This window comes from Sporolactobacillus terrae DSM 11697, from assembly GCF_000648615.1.
Taxonomy (GTDB): domain Bacteria; phylum Bacillota; class Bacilli; order Bacillales; family Sporolactobacillaceae; genus Sporolactobacillus; species Sporolactobacillus terrae.
The window spans coordinates 104,480-120,941 of record NZ_JFZC01000089.1 but is presented as its reverse complement, the minus strand read 5'-3'; the positions used below and the strand labels follow the sequence as shown (position 1 = coordinate 120,941).

The 16,462-nt window shown below is 45.2% G+C and carries 18 protein-coding genes; 1 reads left to right on the top strand and 17 read right to left on the bottom strand.

What is annotated here, in order from left to right:
• Positions 1–61: 61 nt before the first annotated feature.
• From AA84_RS0115295 to AA84_RS0115225, 15 genes are all read right to left on the bottom strand, one after another.
• Complete coding sequence (locus AA84_RS0115295) at positions 62–295, bottom strand: KH domain-containing protein (RefSeq protein ID WP_028977934.1); 234 nt, start codon at positions 293–295, stop codon at positions 62–64.
• Positions 296–315: 20 nt separating this feature from the next.
• The gene (gene rpsP / locus AA84_RS0115290) at positions 316–588 is read right to left on the bottom strand and encodes a 30S ribosomal protein S16 (RefSeq protein ID WP_028977933.1); all 273 of its coding nucleotides are present in this window, start codon (positions 586–588) and stop codon (positions 316–318) included.
• 38 nt (positions 589–626) lie between these two features.
• Complete coding sequence (gene ffh, locus AA84_RS0115285; RefSeq protein WP_028977932.1) at positions 627–1,970, bottom strand: signal recognition particle protein; 1,344 nt, start codon at positions 1,968–1,970, stop codon at positions 627–629.
• 12 nt (positions 1,971–1,982) lie between these two features.
• Complete coding sequence (locus tag AA84_RS0115280) at positions 1,983–2,318, bottom strand: putative DNA-binding protein (protein WP_028977931.1); 336 nt, start codon at positions 2,316–2,318, stop codon at positions 1,983–1,985.
• Between the two features lie 93 nt (positions 2,319–2,411).
• Complete coding sequence (gene ftsY, locus AA84_RS0115275) at positions 2,412–3,413, bottom strand: signal recognition particle-docking protein FtsY (RefSeq protein ID WP_028977930.1); 1,002 nt, start codon at positions 3,411–3,413, stop codon at positions 2,412–2,414.
• Between the two features lie 52 nt (positions 3,414–3,465).
• Positions 3,466–7,035, bottom strand: a complete 3,570-nt coding sequence (gene smc, locus AA84_RS0115270; protein ID WP_028977929.1) for a chromosome segregation protein SMC — start codon at positions 7,033–7,035, stop codon at positions 3,466–3,468.
• A gap of 164 nt (positions 7,036–7,199) precedes the next feature.
• Positions 7,200–7,928: a ribonuclease III gene (gene rnc, locus AA84_RS0115265; protein ID WP_028977928.1), complete on the bottom strand. Its 729-nt coding sequence runs from the start codon at positions 7,926–7,928 to the stop codon at positions 7,200–7,202.
• 115 nt (positions 7,929–8,043) lie between these two features.
• Positions 8,044–8,286, bottom strand: coding sequence for an acyl carrier protein (gene acpP / locus AA84_RS0115260; RefSeq protein WP_010023240.1), 243 nt, complete (start codon positions 8,284–8,286; stop codon positions 8,044–8,046).
• Positions 8,287–8,400: 114 nt separating this feature from the next.
• Positions 8,401–9,147, bottom strand: a complete 747-nt coding sequence (fabG, locus tag AA84_RS0115255; RefSeq protein WP_028977927.1) for a 3-oxoacyl-[acyl-carrier-protein] reductase — start codon at positions 9,145–9,147, stop codon at positions 8,401–8,403.
• Between the two features lie 2 nt (positions 9,148–9,149).
• The gene (gene fabD, locus AA84_RS0115250; protein WP_028977926.1) at positions 9,150–10,097 is read right to left on the bottom strand and encodes an ACP S-malonyltransferase; all 948 of its coding nucleotides are present in this window, start codon (positions 10,095–10,097) and stop codon (positions 9,150–9,152) included.
• 63 nt (positions 10,098–10,160) lie between these two features.
• Entirely contained in the window at positions 10,161–10,736 is a 576-nt protein-coding gene (gene fapR, locus AA84_RS0115245) for a transcription factor FapR (RefSeq protein ID WP_028977925.1), read from the bottom strand.
• 258 nt (positions 10,737–10,994) lie between these two features.
• Entirely contained in the window at positions 10,995–13,043 is a 2,049-nt protein-coding gene (recG, locus tag AA84_RS0115240; protein ID WP_236628103.1) for an ATP-dependent DNA helicase RecG, read from the bottom strand.
• Entirely contained in the window at positions 13,043–13,942 is a 900-nt protein-coding gene (sdaAA, locus tag AA84_RS0115235; protein ID WP_028977923.1) for an L-serine ammonia-lyase, iron-sulfur-dependent, subunit alpha, read from the bottom strand. The genes recG and sdaAA overlap by 1 nt, the downstream gene beginning before the upstream one ends.
• Positions 13,943–13,975: 33 nt before the next feature.
• Complete coding sequence (gene sdaAB, locus AA84_RS0115230; RefSeq protein WP_028977922.1) at positions 13,976–14,638, bottom strand: L-serine ammonia-lyase, iron-sulfur-dependent subunit beta; 663 nt, start codon at positions 14,636–14,638, stop codon at positions 13,976–13,978.
• Between the two features lie 15 nt (positions 14,639–14,653).
• Positions 14,654–15,052, bottom strand: a complete 399-nt coding sequence (locus tag AA84_RS0115225) for an Asp23/Gls24 family envelope stress response protein (RefSeq protein WP_028977921.1) — start codon at positions 15,050–15,052, stop codon at positions 14,654–14,656.
• Between the two features lie 250 nt (positions 15,053–15,302).
• Here AA84_RS0115225 and rpmB point away from each other — a divergent pair, with 250 nt between their 5' ends.
• Positions 15,303–15,491, top strand: coding sequence for a 50S ribosomal protein L28 (gene rpmB / locus AA84_RS0115220; RefSeq protein ID WP_010023250.1), 189 nt, complete (start codon positions 15,303–15,305; stop codon positions 15,489–15,491).
• 129 nt (positions 15,492–15,620) lie between these two features.
• On the opposite strand, the gene spoVM is transcribed toward rpmB, so the two are convergent.
• Positions 15,621–15,701, bottom strand: coding sequence for a stage V sporulation protein SpoVM (spoVM, locus tag AA84_RS18100; protein ID WP_010023251.1), 81 nt, complete (start codon positions 15,699–15,701; stop codon positions 15,621–15,623).
• A 100-nt stretch (positions 15,702–15,801) separates the two neighbouring features.
• A complete protein-coding gene (locus tag AA84_RS0115210) occupies positions 15,802–16,443 on the bottom strand; it encodes a thiamine diphosphokinase (protein ID WP_028977920.1) in 642 nt (213 codons plus the stop codon).
• Positions 16,444–16,462: the final 19 nt, after the last annotated feature.

Here is a 16,462-nt window from a genome sequence, read left to right as displayed (position 1 = left end):
ATGCTGCGGGGTTATGTATGGCGAAAAAGAGAAGGGCACATTCCCCTTCTCTTTTTCTTGGTTATTCTCGGATTAAGAAACGGGTTTTTATACCGTTCGCATTGCCAACCGCGGAAATGATTGATCTCACAGCCTCAGCAACTTGACCGTGTTTGCCAATAATTCTTCCCATGTCCGGTTTGGCAACTGTAAGCACATAGGTCGTCACACGGTCCGGCGTTACCCGTTTCTTAATCTGAACATGTTCATAATCATCAATGAGCGGAAATACAATGGCTTTAATTAATGCTTCCATTCATCTGCCGCCCTCAATCATTATTTTTGTAGTTTCGCAAGGTGGAATTTCTCCATAAGCCCTTCTTTAGAGAACAGGTTGCGCACCGTGTCCGACGGTTGGGCACCTTTTTGCAGCCAATCCAGTGCTTTTTCTTCATCAACCGTGAACGATTTCGGTGTTGCTACCGGATTGTACGTACCGATTTCTTCGATAAAACGACCGTCACGCGGTGAACGTGAGTCTGCAACAACAACTCTGTAGAAAGGACGCTTCTTAGCACCCATGCGTTTGAGACGAATTTTAACTGACATAATCGAACAACTCCTAATTTTAATCAAATTTAATGGACTTACATAAATGGTAAATTAAAAGGATTGCGTTTCTTGCCTTTTGCCTTGCCCATAAACTGTTTCATCATTTTTTTCATGTCCTTGAACTGTTTGAGCAGGCGATTGACATCAGCGACAGAGGTTCCGCTCCCGAGTGCAATCCGCTTTTTGCGACTTGCATTAATAATCTCCGGCTCCGTTTTCTCATGGGATGTCATGGAACGGATAATGGCCTCTGTCTGATCAATCTTTTTCTCGTCAATCTGCATGTTTTTCATGCCTTTGAACTTATTTGCTCCAGGCATCATCGCAAGCAGATCTTCGAGTGGTCCCATATTACGAACCTGACCAATTTGCTCAAGAAAATCGTCAAAGGTAAAGCTCACCGAGAGCAGCTTTTGCTGCATATCGCGCGCTTTTTCTTCGTCAATTGTTGCCTGAGCTTTTTCAATCAGCGAGAGGACATCGCCCATACCAAGAATTCGCGAAGCCATGCGATCCGGATGAAAAGGTTCAAGTGCATCCATCTTCTCGCCCATACCGACGAACTTAATCGGCTTACCAGTGACTGAGCGAATCGACAAGGCTGCTCCGCCACGTGTATCGCCATCAAGTTTGGTCATAATGACCCCTGTGAGATCCAAACGATCATTGAACGCACGGGCAACGTTAACGGCATCCTGTCCGGTCATCGCATCGACGACAAGAAAAACTTCATCTGGATGACTGACTTCCTTAATCTGGTCCAGTTCATTCATTAATCCTTCATCAATGTGAAGCCGACCGGCAGTATCAATGATCACCAAATCATTGTGATCCGCCCTTGCCTGATCCATACCTTGACGAACAATATCAACCGGGTTAACTTGATCGCCAAGTGAAAATACCGGAATGCTTAACTGTGCCCCTAACGTCTGTAACTGCTTTATCGCTGCAGGACGATAGATATCTGCTGCAATCATCAGCGGCTTTTTATTATTGTTCTTTCGAATATGGTTGGCAAGTTTTGCTGCAGAGGTCGTTTTACCTGCCCCTTGAAGGCCAACAAAAAGAAGCACCGTTGGCGGTTTCAAAGAAAAGTTCAGTTTGGTCTGCTCGCCGCCCATCAGCTCGGTAAGCTCTTCTTGAACGACTTTTATGATCTGCTGACCCGGGGTCAGACTTTTCATAACTTCCTGACCGACCGCCCGCTCTTGAACCTTTTTAATAAAGGCTTTTACAACCTTAAAATTAACATCGGCTTCAAGAAGTGCAAGGCGTATTTCACGCATCATTTGTTTGACATCATTCTCGGAGACTTTGCCTCTGCCGCGAATCTTTTTCATCGTCGCTTGCAATCTGTCCGAAAGACTTTCAAATGCCATACTTCTCACATCCTAATCTAAATTCTCCAGTTCATTGAGAAAAGAATCTAGTTTTTCACGTTCTTCACTATTTAAATGACCGGATAGTGCCCTCATTTTCGAAATTACGGAAAGGCGAACCTCATGTTTGCGAAACAACCCAAGCTTTTCCTCAAACGCTTCGAGAGCATGTTCCGCCCGCTTCAAGTTGTCATGAACAGCTTGTCTCGTTACTTGACTTTTTTCCGCAATTTCCCCAAGAGAAAAATCATTGAGATAGTAAAGATTGAGATACTCCTGTTGTTTCGGGGTGAGAAGCGGCTGATAAAAATCATATAGGGCGTTAACGCGTAAAACCTTCTCAAGCATAGCAAATCCCCTTGACTGTAAAGGCTTTTTACTTTACTGGTAAATCATACAGTTTTTTCGTATCCGTGTCAAGTTTTCTTAATGAGGAGTGCATTATTGGTCTTCCGTATCTTCGTTCTCATTCTGAAAAAGTTCCGAGAATAGTCCATAAAGGAAAGCATCTGCATCAAACGTCTGTAAATCATTCAGCTGTTCGCCGAGCCCGACTAACTTCACTGGAATATCCATCTCATTACGAATGGCAAGTACAATACCGCCTTTTGCGGTTCCATCTAGCTTTGTCAGTGCAATTCCGGTGACCTCTGACGCTTGGCGGAAAAGTTTTGCTTGGCTTAATGCATTCTGCCCGGTCGTCGCATCAAGCACGAGAAGTACTTCATGCGGCGCTCCGGGGCACTCTCTTGAAATGACGCGCTTAATTTTTTCAAGTTCCTTCATTAAATTCACTTTATTTTGCAATCTTCCGGCCGTGTCACAGATAAGCACATCAACTTTTCGCGACTTAGCGGCCTGCATGGCATCATAGACAACAGAAGCCGGATCGGATCCTTCTTGATGCTTTATGACGTCAATACCGGTTCGGTCGCCCCAAACTTGAAGCTGCTCAATGGCTCCTGCCCTGAATGTATCGGCAGCAGCCAGCAGTACATGTTTTCCCTCATTTTTCAATCGCCCGGCTAATTTACCAACCGTGGTCGTTTTTCCCGCGCCATTTACGCCGACCACAAGGATCACTGTCAAACCGTTCGGATTCATGTTGAGTTTGGTTTCTTCATTGTCTTTTGTCAAGAACTCAGCAAGCACTTCAACAATAACGTCCTTCAATTTGTCCGTATCTTTAATGTTGCGTGCGCGTGATTCATCTTTGAGCCGATCCACTAAATCCATTACCGTATTCATGCCAACATCGGATTCAATGAGTATTTCTTCCAGCTCATCGAAAAAGTCCTCATCAACCTTGCGATATCTTTTGACAAGCTGATTCATGCGCTCGGCGAATGTTTTTCTTGTTTTCGTTAATCCATCCTTGAACTTTTCGTTCATTGCGGTGCTTTTTCCTGTTAATTTATCTTTCATTTTATTAAAGAAGTTCATCTTTACTCCTCCTCGTTATATGCGCGTTTTGCACTACGCGTGCCAAAACGTGTTAGCTTCCCACAGTAAGTAATTCCTCCGTATCTTCCAAGCGTACCGAAACAAGCCGCGATACACCGGATTCCTGCATCGTAACGCCGTAAAGCACATCCGAGCGTTCCATTGTCCCGTGTCTGTGCGTCACCACGATAAATTGTGTTTCGGCACTGAACTTTTTCAGAAAGGCGGCATAACGGTCCACATTGGCATCATCAAGTGCTGCTTCCACTTCATCTAAGACACAAAAAGGTACCGGACGAACCTTTAAAATGGCAAAGAGAAGCGCAATTGCGGTTAGTGCGCGCTCACCCCCTGAAAGGAGCGAGAGTCTCTGCAGCTTTTTGCCAGGCGGTTCAGCAAGAATATCGACGCCGCTTGTCAGCATATCCTCAGGGTCAATCAACTGTAGATCAGCGCGTCCACCGCCGAACAGTTCTTGAAAAACAGTTCGAAAATGTTTGCGAATCTGTGTGAAGGTTTCTGTGAAGCGTTTTTCAACCACTTGATCCATCTCAGTCATGACATGGTTCAGCGTCTCACGCGCTTTCAGCAGATCATCTCTCTGGCTGGTCAAAAACTGATGGCGCTCCTGAACTGCTCTGTGTTCGTCAATGGCGCCAAGATTGACCGTCCCAAGCTCCTCAATCGCTCGCTTAATCAGTTTGACTTTTTTGCGCGCATCGGAAACATCCATCGTTAATGTGTATTTTTCTTTTGCAGCTTCGATCGTAAGTTCATACTCATCCCTTAATGTATCTAAAAGATGATCCAGTTGAACATCCATTCGACCGAGATTCACATTCTTCTCTTGATATAACGCAGTGATTCGGTCCAGTGTATCGCGCCGGCTTGCAATCATTGACTCGTCATCTGCAAGAGCCCTTTGACGTTCTTTGCGTTCTTTGCGCATCGACGTTAATTCATCAGCCAGAGCTGTTTTTGCTTCTTTTGCAGTGGCAATACGTTGTTTTAATTTATCTTCATTCATGTGCTGATCGGCCATTTCAGAATCGATCCCTTGCATCGATGCATGCAATGCTTCAATCGATGCCTCAAGTTCATCCACTTTAGCCTTTGATTGTGCGGCACGTTCTTTTTGGTGTGCTGCAATCTGAATCTGTTCAGCAAGTTTAACTTTAAGCGACGTAATTTCCGACTGCAAGGCCGCTTTCGAGGAATCAATATCTTCACGGCTCTTTGTCAAGCTGCTAATCTCTGCTGTAAGATCAGTACCTTTCTTTTCGTATTCGACAGACAATCGGTCAATTTCAGCTAACCGAGCATTGACTTTCTCGTGTTCTAAGTTGAAGTCGCCATTCTCTCTAGTCAGCAAGTGATATTTGTCTTGACCTGCTTTTTCTTCTGCTTCTGCTTCGCGTTTCTGAACCTCGATCTCACGATACTGATCCAGTGCCTTCTGCAGCTGTGCATGAATTTTATTTGTCTCAAGTTCATCGGCTGCAATTTGATTTTTAAGTTCTGAGAAATCTTTATGTAATTGGTCTCTTTTCCCAGTCATTTCTTTAATTTGACGGCTGAGTTCATCAAGTTCCGTACTTCTGCCGATCAAACTTGCTTGCCGCTGTTTTGCGCTCCCCCCGGTCATCGCACCTCCTGGCGAAACAACATCGCCTTCCAAGGTGACAATTCGGTAACGGTAATTCACGAGCCGAGCGATCTGATTTGCGCCCTCCAAATGCTTTGAAATAATTACCGTTCCGAGTAAAAAATCAATAATTTTTTGATACTGCGGCGCACAAGTGACAAGGTCCGAACCAGAACCAATGAAAGCATCGATTTGTTGCAGATTTGCGCGCTCTGACCGTCCAATTGATTTCGGGCGAATCACCGACAATGGCAAAAATGTTGCACGTCCGGATTTGTTGCGCCGAAGGAATTGTATCGCTTGCCTGCCCGCTGCTTCATCTGAAACCACAACATGTTGTGAAGAAGCTCCTAAGGCCGTCTCAATAGCAGTACTGTATGCTTTTTTCAGCTGGATTAATTCAGCGACAGCGCCATGAATGCCCGACAGACGTTTGCGGTTCTTTAGGATTACTTTGACGCCTTGGTAATAGCCGGCATAGTCGTCTTTCAAGGATTCGAGCAGTTCCCTTCGTGACTTTGCCTGATCAATAAACCGGCTGATTTGATCCACGGCATCACGCTCTTTCACATAGCGTTTTTGCCCTTTGTCAAGTCGTGTTTGACACCGCTCATAGTCCACTTGCAGCTGTTTCCCATTTCTTTGCATTGCTTCCAGTTTCTCAACAAGCGCCTTCTTTCGCTTCCCTGCTTGTTCAGCAACTTTCTTTACTTCTTCAGTATTCGTTTGAATGCGAGTCTTTTTCGTCTTCAAAGATTCAATTTGGTCCGTTAGGTAGCGGCGCTCATTGCGCATCGATGCTTGTTCATTCAGAATTTCAATATAGTCGCTTTTCAGTTTCTCGATTCGTTCATCTAAATTTTGTTCAAAGCCATGAAATTTTTTTTGTTTTTCAGACAGCTGCTTTTGAAGTTCTCTCTGAATCGATGCTTCTTGTTGATCCTTTGCAAAAGCCTCTTTGACGTGTCCTTTTTCGCGGACTAATTGTTCCTTTAACCGGGTGATCCGATCCTTCAATTCTTCAGCACTGCTTTGTGCATGTTTATTCCGTTCATTTAATACTTGCCGATTTCCAAGCAGCTTTTCCAGTTGTTCACCTGCCTCTGCCCATGCGGTTTGCTTTGCTTCAATCGTTCGATCAATTTGCTCAAGTGCCAAGCGATTGTCCCGATACATGTGATCATGCTGATCGATCTCAGTACTCAAAGCTTCTTTTTTTGTCTTTAATTCGTCAACCTGCTGCTTTGTTTGTGTCCATTCACGATGAAGTGTTTCAATATCATGAGCGAGCAGAGCAATATCAACCTCTTCAAGTTCGCTTTTTTTCGCTAAATAATCCTTGGCTACAGAGGCCTGCTGTTCTAGAGGTTCGAGTCGTTCCGCTAATTCATGCAAAATATCCTCAACACGATTCAAGCTGTCTTCAGATTCATTGAGTTGTTTTTCTGCAGCCTGTTTGCGTAATTTATATTTAAGTACGCCTGATGCTTCTTCAAAAATGCGCCGCTTCTCATCGGCTTTACTATTTAGAATTTCGTCAATTTTTCCTTGGCCGATCACTGAATACGCTTCTTTACCTAATCCGGAATCCATGAACAAGTCAACAATATCCTTTAAGCGGCAACTTTGGCGGTTGAGTTGAAATTCACTTTCCCCGGATCGAAAAACTCTCCGCGTTACACTAATTTCGCTGTAATCCATTGGAATGTAGCGATCACTATTCTCTAGAGTAAGGGTAACCTCAGCCATATTAACCGCTTTTTTGGCATCGCTTCCTGAAAAAATGATATCTTCCATCTTCGACCCGCGCAGGGATTTGGCCGACTGCTCCCCAAGCACCCAGCGGATCGCTTCAGTAATATTGCTTTTCCCGCTTCCGTTCGGCCCGACAACTGCAGTCACGCCTGGAACAAATGCAACCGTTGTCTTATTGGCAAACGATTTAAAACCTGAGACATCCAATCGTTTGAGGAACATCTCAATCCCTCCGTTTCATTCCGTCATTCATCTTCATTGATTTCGTCTGCTTCTTTCTTCCATGTGACAGAGCAAGTTGGGCTCACCATCAACTGCTCCTTTGAGCATACCCGATTCTCGCTTATCCTGTAACAAAAGCAGCCGAGATCTCCCGGCTGCTTTTGTTACTCGGCGAGATTTCTCAGCGCCTTTGATGCCGCGCTCTGCTCCGAGTCTTTCTTTGAGTGTCCCTTGCCCTTCCCGATCACTTCGCTATTGAGCAACACATGAGACGTAAACTCGCGATGATGGGCCGGGCCCTTTTCTGAAATCAGTTCATAATCCAGTTCACCAAGATTTTTTCGTTGAACGGTTTCTTGAAGCTGACTCTTGTAATCCATCACATGGGAAAAAGAACCGTCGCTGATTCTTGGATATACGACTTTTTCTAAAAACCGCTCAACCTCTTGAAGTCCCTGATCGAGATAAAGCGCACCAACAAATGCTTCGAATACATCCGCGAGCAACGAAGGACGTTTTCTTCCCCCGGTTACTTCTTCACCTCTGCCAAGAAAAATCATTTCTTCGAAGGAAAGCGAAGAAGCAAATTGAAACAAGCCCGTTTCGCAGACGATTGCAGCGCGAAGTTTTGTCATATCTCCCTCAGACAATTCAGGATAGTTCTTAAATAAGTGCTGCGAAATCAGTAGCTCTAATACCGCATCCCCAAGAAATTCGAGTCGCTCGTAATCATCCTGAGACTCTCGACGGTGCTCATTCACATAAGATGAATGCGTAAATGCTTGTTTTAATATTGATTCATTTTGAAAGGAAAAGGAAAAATCATCAAGAAAATGATGCAACCTTTTCGTTACTTCTTTTTCGTGGCTCAGTTCTTTTTTTGAACTTGGCACACACATCACCTCCGATAACAAACGCAAAATCCATTCTTCCCAATTCAATAAAAAATAAGAAGTCCCGCCCTTATAAACGGATTTATAAAAACGGGACCCATGGGTTTAGAGAATCTCAGGATTTATGGTTCTCTATGTAAGATACGACGTCACCGACGGTTTGAATCTTTTCCGCATCTTCATCGGAGATTTCCAAATTAAATTCATCTTCAAGTTCCATGACAAGTTCTACAATGTCAAGTGAATCTGCGTCGAGATCTTCTTTAAATGAAGCTTCAGTCTTCACGTCTGCTTCGTCTACGCCCAATCGATCAACAACGATCTTCTTGACACGTGTCAAAACATCTTCTGCTGCCATGTCTTCACCTCCTCTCGAGGGGCACCTTCCACCTGGAAAACATCTGCAGTTTCTTTCAGTGCGACATTTCTTCTGTTGCCCAAGCCTCTTTTTTTCAAGCATACCTCAATTATTTTATTGCATTGACATACCGCCGTCAATACTTAATGTTTGCCCCGTCATGTATTTGCTATCTTCTGATGCAAGGAAGGCGACAACATTAGCGACATCCTTTGGCGTGCCAAGTTGGCCAAGCGGAATCTCCTGTTTCATCTTGTCTTTTACTTCTTCAGGCAATTGATCCGTCATATCGGTGACGATAAAACCAGGTGCGACGGCATTAACCGTTATCCCACGAGACGCGACTTCCCGCGCTGTAGATTTGGTTAAACCGATGACACCCGCCTTTGCGGCAACATAGTTCGCTTGTCCGGCATTTCCTAAAATGCCGACGACAGAAGCTACATTAATAATTCTTCCCTGTTTTTGGCGCATCATTGGCCGAATAACCGCTTTTGTTGCTAAAAATACACCTTTTAGATTGGTATTCAAAACCGCATCCCAATCCGCTTCCTTCATGCGCATCAACAATCCGTCGCGCGTAATTCCTGCATTATTAACGAGTATATCGATCTTTCCAAAATGCGCTATCGCTGCTTTTATCATTTTTTGAACCGCTTGCTCATCGGCTATGTCACATTGCCAGACAAGCGCTTCGCTGCCTGTACTGCGGATTTCTGCTGCGGTGTCCTCTGCTCTTGTTTTGCTTCCTGAATAATTGACAATGACAGAAGCGCCGAGTTGCGCAAGCTTTAACGCAATTGCTCTGCCAATACCTCTAGAAGCGCCCGTGACGAGGGCAATCTTTCCTTCAAGTGCCATGTTTAGGATACACGCTCCTTCAGTTTTTCAACTGCATTTTGCAAACTTTGAACGTCATGAACTTGGATGGTCGTTGCTTTACGATTAATCTTACGAATTAAACCGGAAAGTACTTTCCCGGGACCAACTTCAACAAATGTATCAACGCCCAATTCAATCAGCCGCTCAACGCTTTCTGTCCAGCGTACCGGCGAATAAATCTGTTCAATTAAATGATGACGAATTTCATCCGCTTCCGATTCTTCTTTAGCCGTGCTGTTTGCAATAACAGCAATTTTCGCATTCTGAACCGGAAGGTGATCCAGAACGGCTCGCATGTTTTCGGCTGCCGGTTTCATTAAAGCGGAGTGAAAGGGACCGCTCACTGAAAGGGGAATCACGCGACGAGCACCGGCTTCGACTGCACGTTTGGACGCTTGCTCAACGCCTGAAACCGTTCCCGAAATGACAATTTGTCCCGGACAGTTAATATTCGCCGTTTGTACAGATTCTCCTGCTTTTGATACATCGGCACAAAGGGTGGATAATTGATTTGCATCAAGTCCTAAAACGGCTGCCATTGTTCCTTGACCTGCAGGCACAGCGGCCTCCATTAAGCGTCCGCGTTCTCTTACCGCCTGCACGGCATCCTCAAATCCAAGAACTCCGCCGGCAAACAACGCACTGTATTCTCCAAGGCTGTGACCGGCTAAGTAATCCGCTTTAATGCCTTGCTTTTTCAGCAATGTATATAGCACTGCACTTACAGTCAGTAGTGCCGGTTGTGTATTCTCGGTTTTCTTTAATTGATCATCGGGACCGTTCATGATCAGCTCGGTTAACGGAAAGGATAAACGTTTGTCGGCCGCTTCAAACATTGCTTTAGCTTCTGGATAAACATCCAACAAATCTGCACCCATGCCCACTGACTGTGATCCTTGCCCCGGAAAAACAAATGCAATCTTACTCACAACACATCAACCTCCACTAGAATGATTCATCGTGGCAAAACAAGCGAAAGAGCAGCTGAACGCTCACTCTTCCGCCCGCTCTTTTCCTCCGTGCGCACGAAACATCGTAAATACACCTTTAAAAACATGATCTCGACCAGAATAGCTATTGACTTCAACGATTGTTCGCACCCGTTCCTTACGCATGACCTTGGCTTTCGCGACCACGCGCTCACCGGATTTTACTGGCCGCATAAATTGAATTTCAGCTTTCGATGTCAGAGCCAATGCGTCATTAATCACTGCTACAGCAAGCGAATTGGCCTGTGCAAACAAATGATGTCCACGCGCGATCCCCGTTCTTGAAAAAACAAAATCAGGGGTAATCTCAAGAATCGAAATGGCACTTGCATCCAACTGTAGATCAAGGATATCTCCAATCACTTCTTCTTTATGAAGGGCTTTAACATCATCGAATTGCCGTTTGGCGACGTGTTTAATTCGCTCCCTGAGTTCAGGGATGGATAGTTCCATTCGATCAAGGCGAATCGTCTGTACACTCACCGAAAACTTCTTTGCCAGTTCATCATCAGTAATAAACGGATTCTCATCAATCGTTTTTTTTAACGTTTCCTGTCTGTCTTTCTTGCTTTTTCTCATCAACTGGCCACCGCCGTCTCGTCCTAACTGCCAGCAATTTGGAGTTAAGACTAGGTAATAATAGTTAGTATATCATAACAAGCGTACCGGTGACAGATTTCCAGTAAACAAGAAAATCTATCAACTATACGATACGCTTCCTCTATTGGTTTCATTTTTACCGGGCATTTTATTGATCCGTCGTGATTCTAAAAAGCTTTTCCACTTTACTTTCGCAAGCAGAGATTTAACTGGAACGTAAAAAATCTACGGATAGGCTTAATCTAAATGACTGGATTCCCCGAGGCCCATTTTTATGAGTGGCTCGCGCAGCAAACGAAAGGTGTCCGACTTCCAAAAAGCTTCAGAATGAACCAACCGGGCCGCATCATCTCGTGCCGCACTCAACGTTCGATAGTCATGTACGAGATCCGCAAGTTTAAAGGATGGCACGCCGCTTTGCTTTGTTCCAAAAAAATCTCCTGGACCGCGCAGCTTCAAGTCATAGCCGGAAAGCTTAAATCCATCCGTTGTCTCGGTCATCATGCGCATCTTTTCTCTACTCGTCTCAGATTTAGCATCTGCAAGCAGAACACAATAAGACTGTGCGCTCCCCCGTCCCACGCGCCCGCGCAGCTGGTGCAGCTGCGATAGGCCAAAACGGTCTGCATCATAAATGATCATAAGTGACGCATTTGGAACGTTGACACCGACCTCAACAACAGTTGTTGATACAAGAACTTGCGCTCGATGCTCTTTAAACGCTTCCATCACTTGATCCTTTTCTTCAGGAGTCAGTTTTCCATGCATTAAGGCAACCGAATAATCAGGCAGTGCCTGAGTCAGATACCCATGTACATCGAGTGCATTCTGTACATCGAGCTGCTCTGACTCCTCGATTAATGGGCAAATCACATAGGCTTGTCTGCCTTGATCGAGCTCGTGTTTCATAAAACGAATCACTCGGTCCATCGCATTGTCTTGGACCCAGTACGTTTTAATTGCTTTTCTCCCGCCAGGCAATTGATCGATGGTCGAAACATCCATGTCGCCAAATACCGACAAGGCAAGCGTACGAGGAATTGGGGTTGCAGTCATATAGAGAATATCCGGCTCTTTGCCTTTAAGCCGCAAAGCCCCTCGCTGGCCCACGCCGAATCGATGCTGCTCATCAGTGATTACAAGTCCCAACTGATGAAACTGAACCTCCGGCTGGATCAAGGCATGGGTGCCAATCAGAACTTGAACCGTTCCCGAGCGCGTCTGTTCAAGCAGTTCCCGTCTCTTTTTCCCGCGAACGCTCCCAGTCAGAAGACCAACAGAAATGGAAAAGGGACGGAACAGTTCACGCAGTGTTTCCGTGTGCTGCTCCGCAAGTATTTCAGTTGGCGCCATTAAAGCGCCCTGATATCCGGCACATACCGCCGCGTAGAGCGCTATGGCAGCAACAACCGTTTTCCCTGATCCAACGTCACCTTGAAGCAAACGATTCATCGGCGCAGCATGGGCCATATCGTGCAGTATTTCAGACAGCACCTTATCTTGCGCTTGCGTTAAGGGAAAAGGCAGAGACGTTATGAATGCCTGCAACCGTTTTGAATCGATAGAAAATGTAATTCCTGTTTCTGAAGCTCGCTTTATCCGTTTGTAGGCTTTCAATTTCAATTGATAGCTGAGAAATTCCTCATAGACAAGTCGTCTTCGCGCCTGATGTAAATGCTGCTGATCCTCGGGAAAGTGGATTGTATGGACCGCCTGCGCTTTTCCTGCTAATTTATAGGCTGCGCGCAGTGAAGCCGGGAGATTTTCCTCTATGAGGTCTGGAAATTGTTTAAATGCCTGTCTCACTAATGTACGGATGCGTTTAACAGAAACCCCTGCTTTTACCGGATAAACCGGAGCCCATTGGGCGTTTTGATCAGGTTCACCTTTGTGAAAATCAGTTGCAGTCAGTGTTGCACGATTGCGCTCCCATTTACCAGTAATTGTTACCTGATCGCCGATCGATAACATTCGTTTCAGATAAGGCCGATTGAACACGATTACCGATATCAAATAGCGCCCGGTCAAGACACGAACGCTCAATCGAGACTTTTTCTTCCCGTAATAATTGAGCAGCGGGTTGCTCTGCACTTTTCCTAAGACCGTGGTTTGCTCCTGATCTTGAACTTCAGCAAGATCTTTGATTTCATAATTGTCATAGCGATAGGGATAATAATTAAAAAGATCGTCAACGGTTCTGATTCCGAGTTGTTCCAGTTCTTCCGCCAGCCGCGCCCCGACACCGCGAAGCTCTGTAATTGGACATTTAGAACGCATCGCTTTCATTATTCTTTTGGCACAGACCGCTTGGCATTGATCCCGAAAATTCGTTCTTTCAGAGCACGGCCGGTCTTGGTGTCGGCAAGTCCTCCTAGCGCCGTCTCTCTCAAAGCGGTAGGCATCATTCGACCCACCCGGTACATCGCATCAATCACTTCATCACAAGGAATCACGCTTTTAATTCCAGCAAGTGCCAGGTCAGCGGCAACAAGGGCACTAGACGCACCGATTGCATTACGTTTCACACAAGGTGCTTCGACCAATCCAGCAACCGGATCGCAAATCAGTCCAAGCAGATTGCCTAATGCAATTGCCATTGCATGGGCGGATTGTTCCGCAGTTCCGCCAGCCATTTCGACCGCCGCTGCAGCAGCCATGCCTGTTGCCGATCCGACTTCTGCCTGACAACCGCCGGCCGCACCGGAAATGGACGCATTATTTGCGACAACAAAACCAAACGCCCCCGCCGTAAATAAAAAAGCGATCATTTGATCTCTCGTCGGATTTAGTTTAGGCTGCAGACCAAACAGAACGCCCGGTACAACGCCGGCCGAACCCGCCGTAGGTGTTGCACAAATTGTTCCCATGGCTGCATTGACTTCATTGGTCGCCATCGCTTTGCTCACGGCATCCAGTACAACCGATCCGGATAACGACTCATTGTGCTCGATATAGTGTTTCAAGAGTCGTGCATCACCTCCGGATAAACCGGAGCGTGACTTGATTTCTTCATGCAGCCCTCTCTGAACTGCTTTTTCCATAACGGTTAACTGACTGGACATTTTTTCGATAATTTCCGCACGATTTTTACCGGTTGTTTCAATCTCCGTTTGAATCATCACTTCAGATAAAGGCAAATTTTGACTGTTTGCCTCTTTTACTAGTTCTTCGACCGTTTGAAACATTGAAACATCTCCCCCTCCCGATACAACTCATGATCAAGTTAAAACAGCAACATTCAATATATTGGGAAGATGCGAAACCCCGGTAACTAAATCATCCCCGATTTCTTCATCCGTTTGAATCACCATGAGTGCTAAACTTCCTTTTTGTTTCCGTGACACCTGCATATAAGAGATATTCATTTCATAGGTTGCGATCATTCCAGCAACTTCAGCTACAGCACCGTAACGGTCATGATGCAGGACAAGCAGCGCCGGATTGCTCCCGGACAGGGAAACGGAAAAACCGTTCACTTCATTTATTTCTATTTTTCCGCCGCCAATTGATACCCCGACGATCTCCATCATTTCACTGCCATCAGTCAATGAGATGCGCACTGTATTCGGATGGTCAACAGGGGTTTGCTTATCTGCTGTAAATGTAATCTGCATGCCCTGTTTCTCAGCAATGCTTAATGAATCAGGAAGGTTTGGGTTACGCTCATCAAAGTCGAGCAGACCGGCCGCAATCGCCACATCCGTTCCATGTCCTTGATAAGTTTCAGCAAAAGATCCATAAAGGGTCACCGCTGCTTTAATGGGTACCGTGCCAAGCAGCTTTCTAGCAACTCGCCCTATTTTTGCAGCGCCCGCAGTATGGGAGCTTGATGGTCCCACCATTACAGGTCCGATAATATCAAAAACACTTCGATAGTTCATCTTATTTGACGCTCCTCATGCTTGCAAAGTCTGATTCTCTGACTGTTCTTGCTTCTCAACCAGTCGAACCCCTTGAACGAAGATGTTGATGGAGGCGGCATTGAGGCCGAGCATCTCGTTCAAACTTTCCTTTACTTTCGTCTGAACATTGCCCGCCACCTCTGAAATTCGCGTTCCGTAACTAACAATAATGAACATATCAATTAATAAGTTCTGTTCCTCGTCAAAACGGACAACAATCCCGCGGCTTAAATTATCTTTTTTTAACAGTTCTGTAAAACCATCTTTCAATTGGTTCTTTGATGCCATACCAACAATACCATAGCAATCCATTGCTGCGCCGCCGACAATTTTTGAAATGACATCAAGCGAAATGTCGATCTGGCCGTAGTTATTTGTTATTGAAACACTCATATATGCTGCCTCCAAATTCATTTTGCACTAAAACAAATGCGTCGGTCCACCGTGATTGGTGCGTTTCATCCACAAACCGATTTTACTTAACGTTATTTTACACTAGCCCAGACAAATTTTAAAGCAAAGGTCCCAAGTCCCCCGCTTGTCATCGAAAACAAGCGGACAGATTCAGTTGCGTGACATCTGCGATCGTGTTAGTATAGAGTTATTGCTTTATTGAATTGCTATGGTCAAGGAGGTCATATTAATGGGACGTCGATGCTTTGTAACCGGCAAAACAACGAAGTTTGGTCAAAACCGTTCATTTGCTGAAAATAAATCGAAGAGAACATTTAAAGCGAACTTGCAAAAAGTACGTATCTTGGTTGACGGAAAACCAAAACGAGTTTATGTTTCGACAAAAGCGCTTAAATCAGGCAAAGTTGAACGTGCTTAATCTGTAACAATAATGCATTGATGATCGTCAAAAGAGCCGAATCTTTTATAGCATTCGGCTCTTTTGACTAGTTGCTTTAGCAAAAAAAGACACCTCGTTTGAGATGTCTTTTTTTGCTCTGCGAGCCGATTATCCCTTCTTAAAAGAACCGAGGAGGGCTCTCACAATACTCGCTAAGAATCTTGGCAGCTTAATCGTATAAAATTTCATTGCACTGCTCCTCCTTGTCTCATGCGCCGACATCCATAATCACGTGCTTCTAAACTATATGAGTGGATGAGAAAAAGTATGCCCGGCTCCGGCAGCTCTTCTAATCGCGACATTGCATCATCAGCAGACAGCCTTTCGAAAAGGAAACGGTAAACGAATCTTCTTCGGTCTCATTGCTGATGCATCGGCTTGATCCCAAAGGAAGTACAGCATCTTGAAGCGGATACTTTAAACCGGACAATGTCAGCCCCACAACTTTTTCAGTCAGCGCAAGAAATGAAAGATAACGATATGATGAATTGCTCCTTATAGGGTATGTGCCCGGAGTCAATAATGTGATTCTGTTGTTCTTATCGACAATCGCCACATCAACCGATTGACTGACCGCCTTCATCAATAATTGCACGCTTGCCAGTGTATGATCCATTCGTCCGCCCGTCGCACCGAAGATTAAACAGTGCTCAGGCTTTCGGTTTAATGCCCAATCAAGCGCCAGCTCGAGATCCGTCTTGTCTTTTTCCGGAGCATAGGAGACAAGCAGCACGTGTTGTCCATTGACTTCCTCCCGCTCCTCGTCACTGAGTGAATCAAAATCACCGAATGCAATCATCGGTTTGATTTTCTGCCTTAATAAGACGATCGTCCCATGGTCCGCACCAATCCAATCATAATCCGAATATTCCGGTGCACGTAAATCGGGTACTAACACATCCGGTCCGCCAGCAACAATTGCTAGTTTCATACGTGTCTGCATCTCCTTA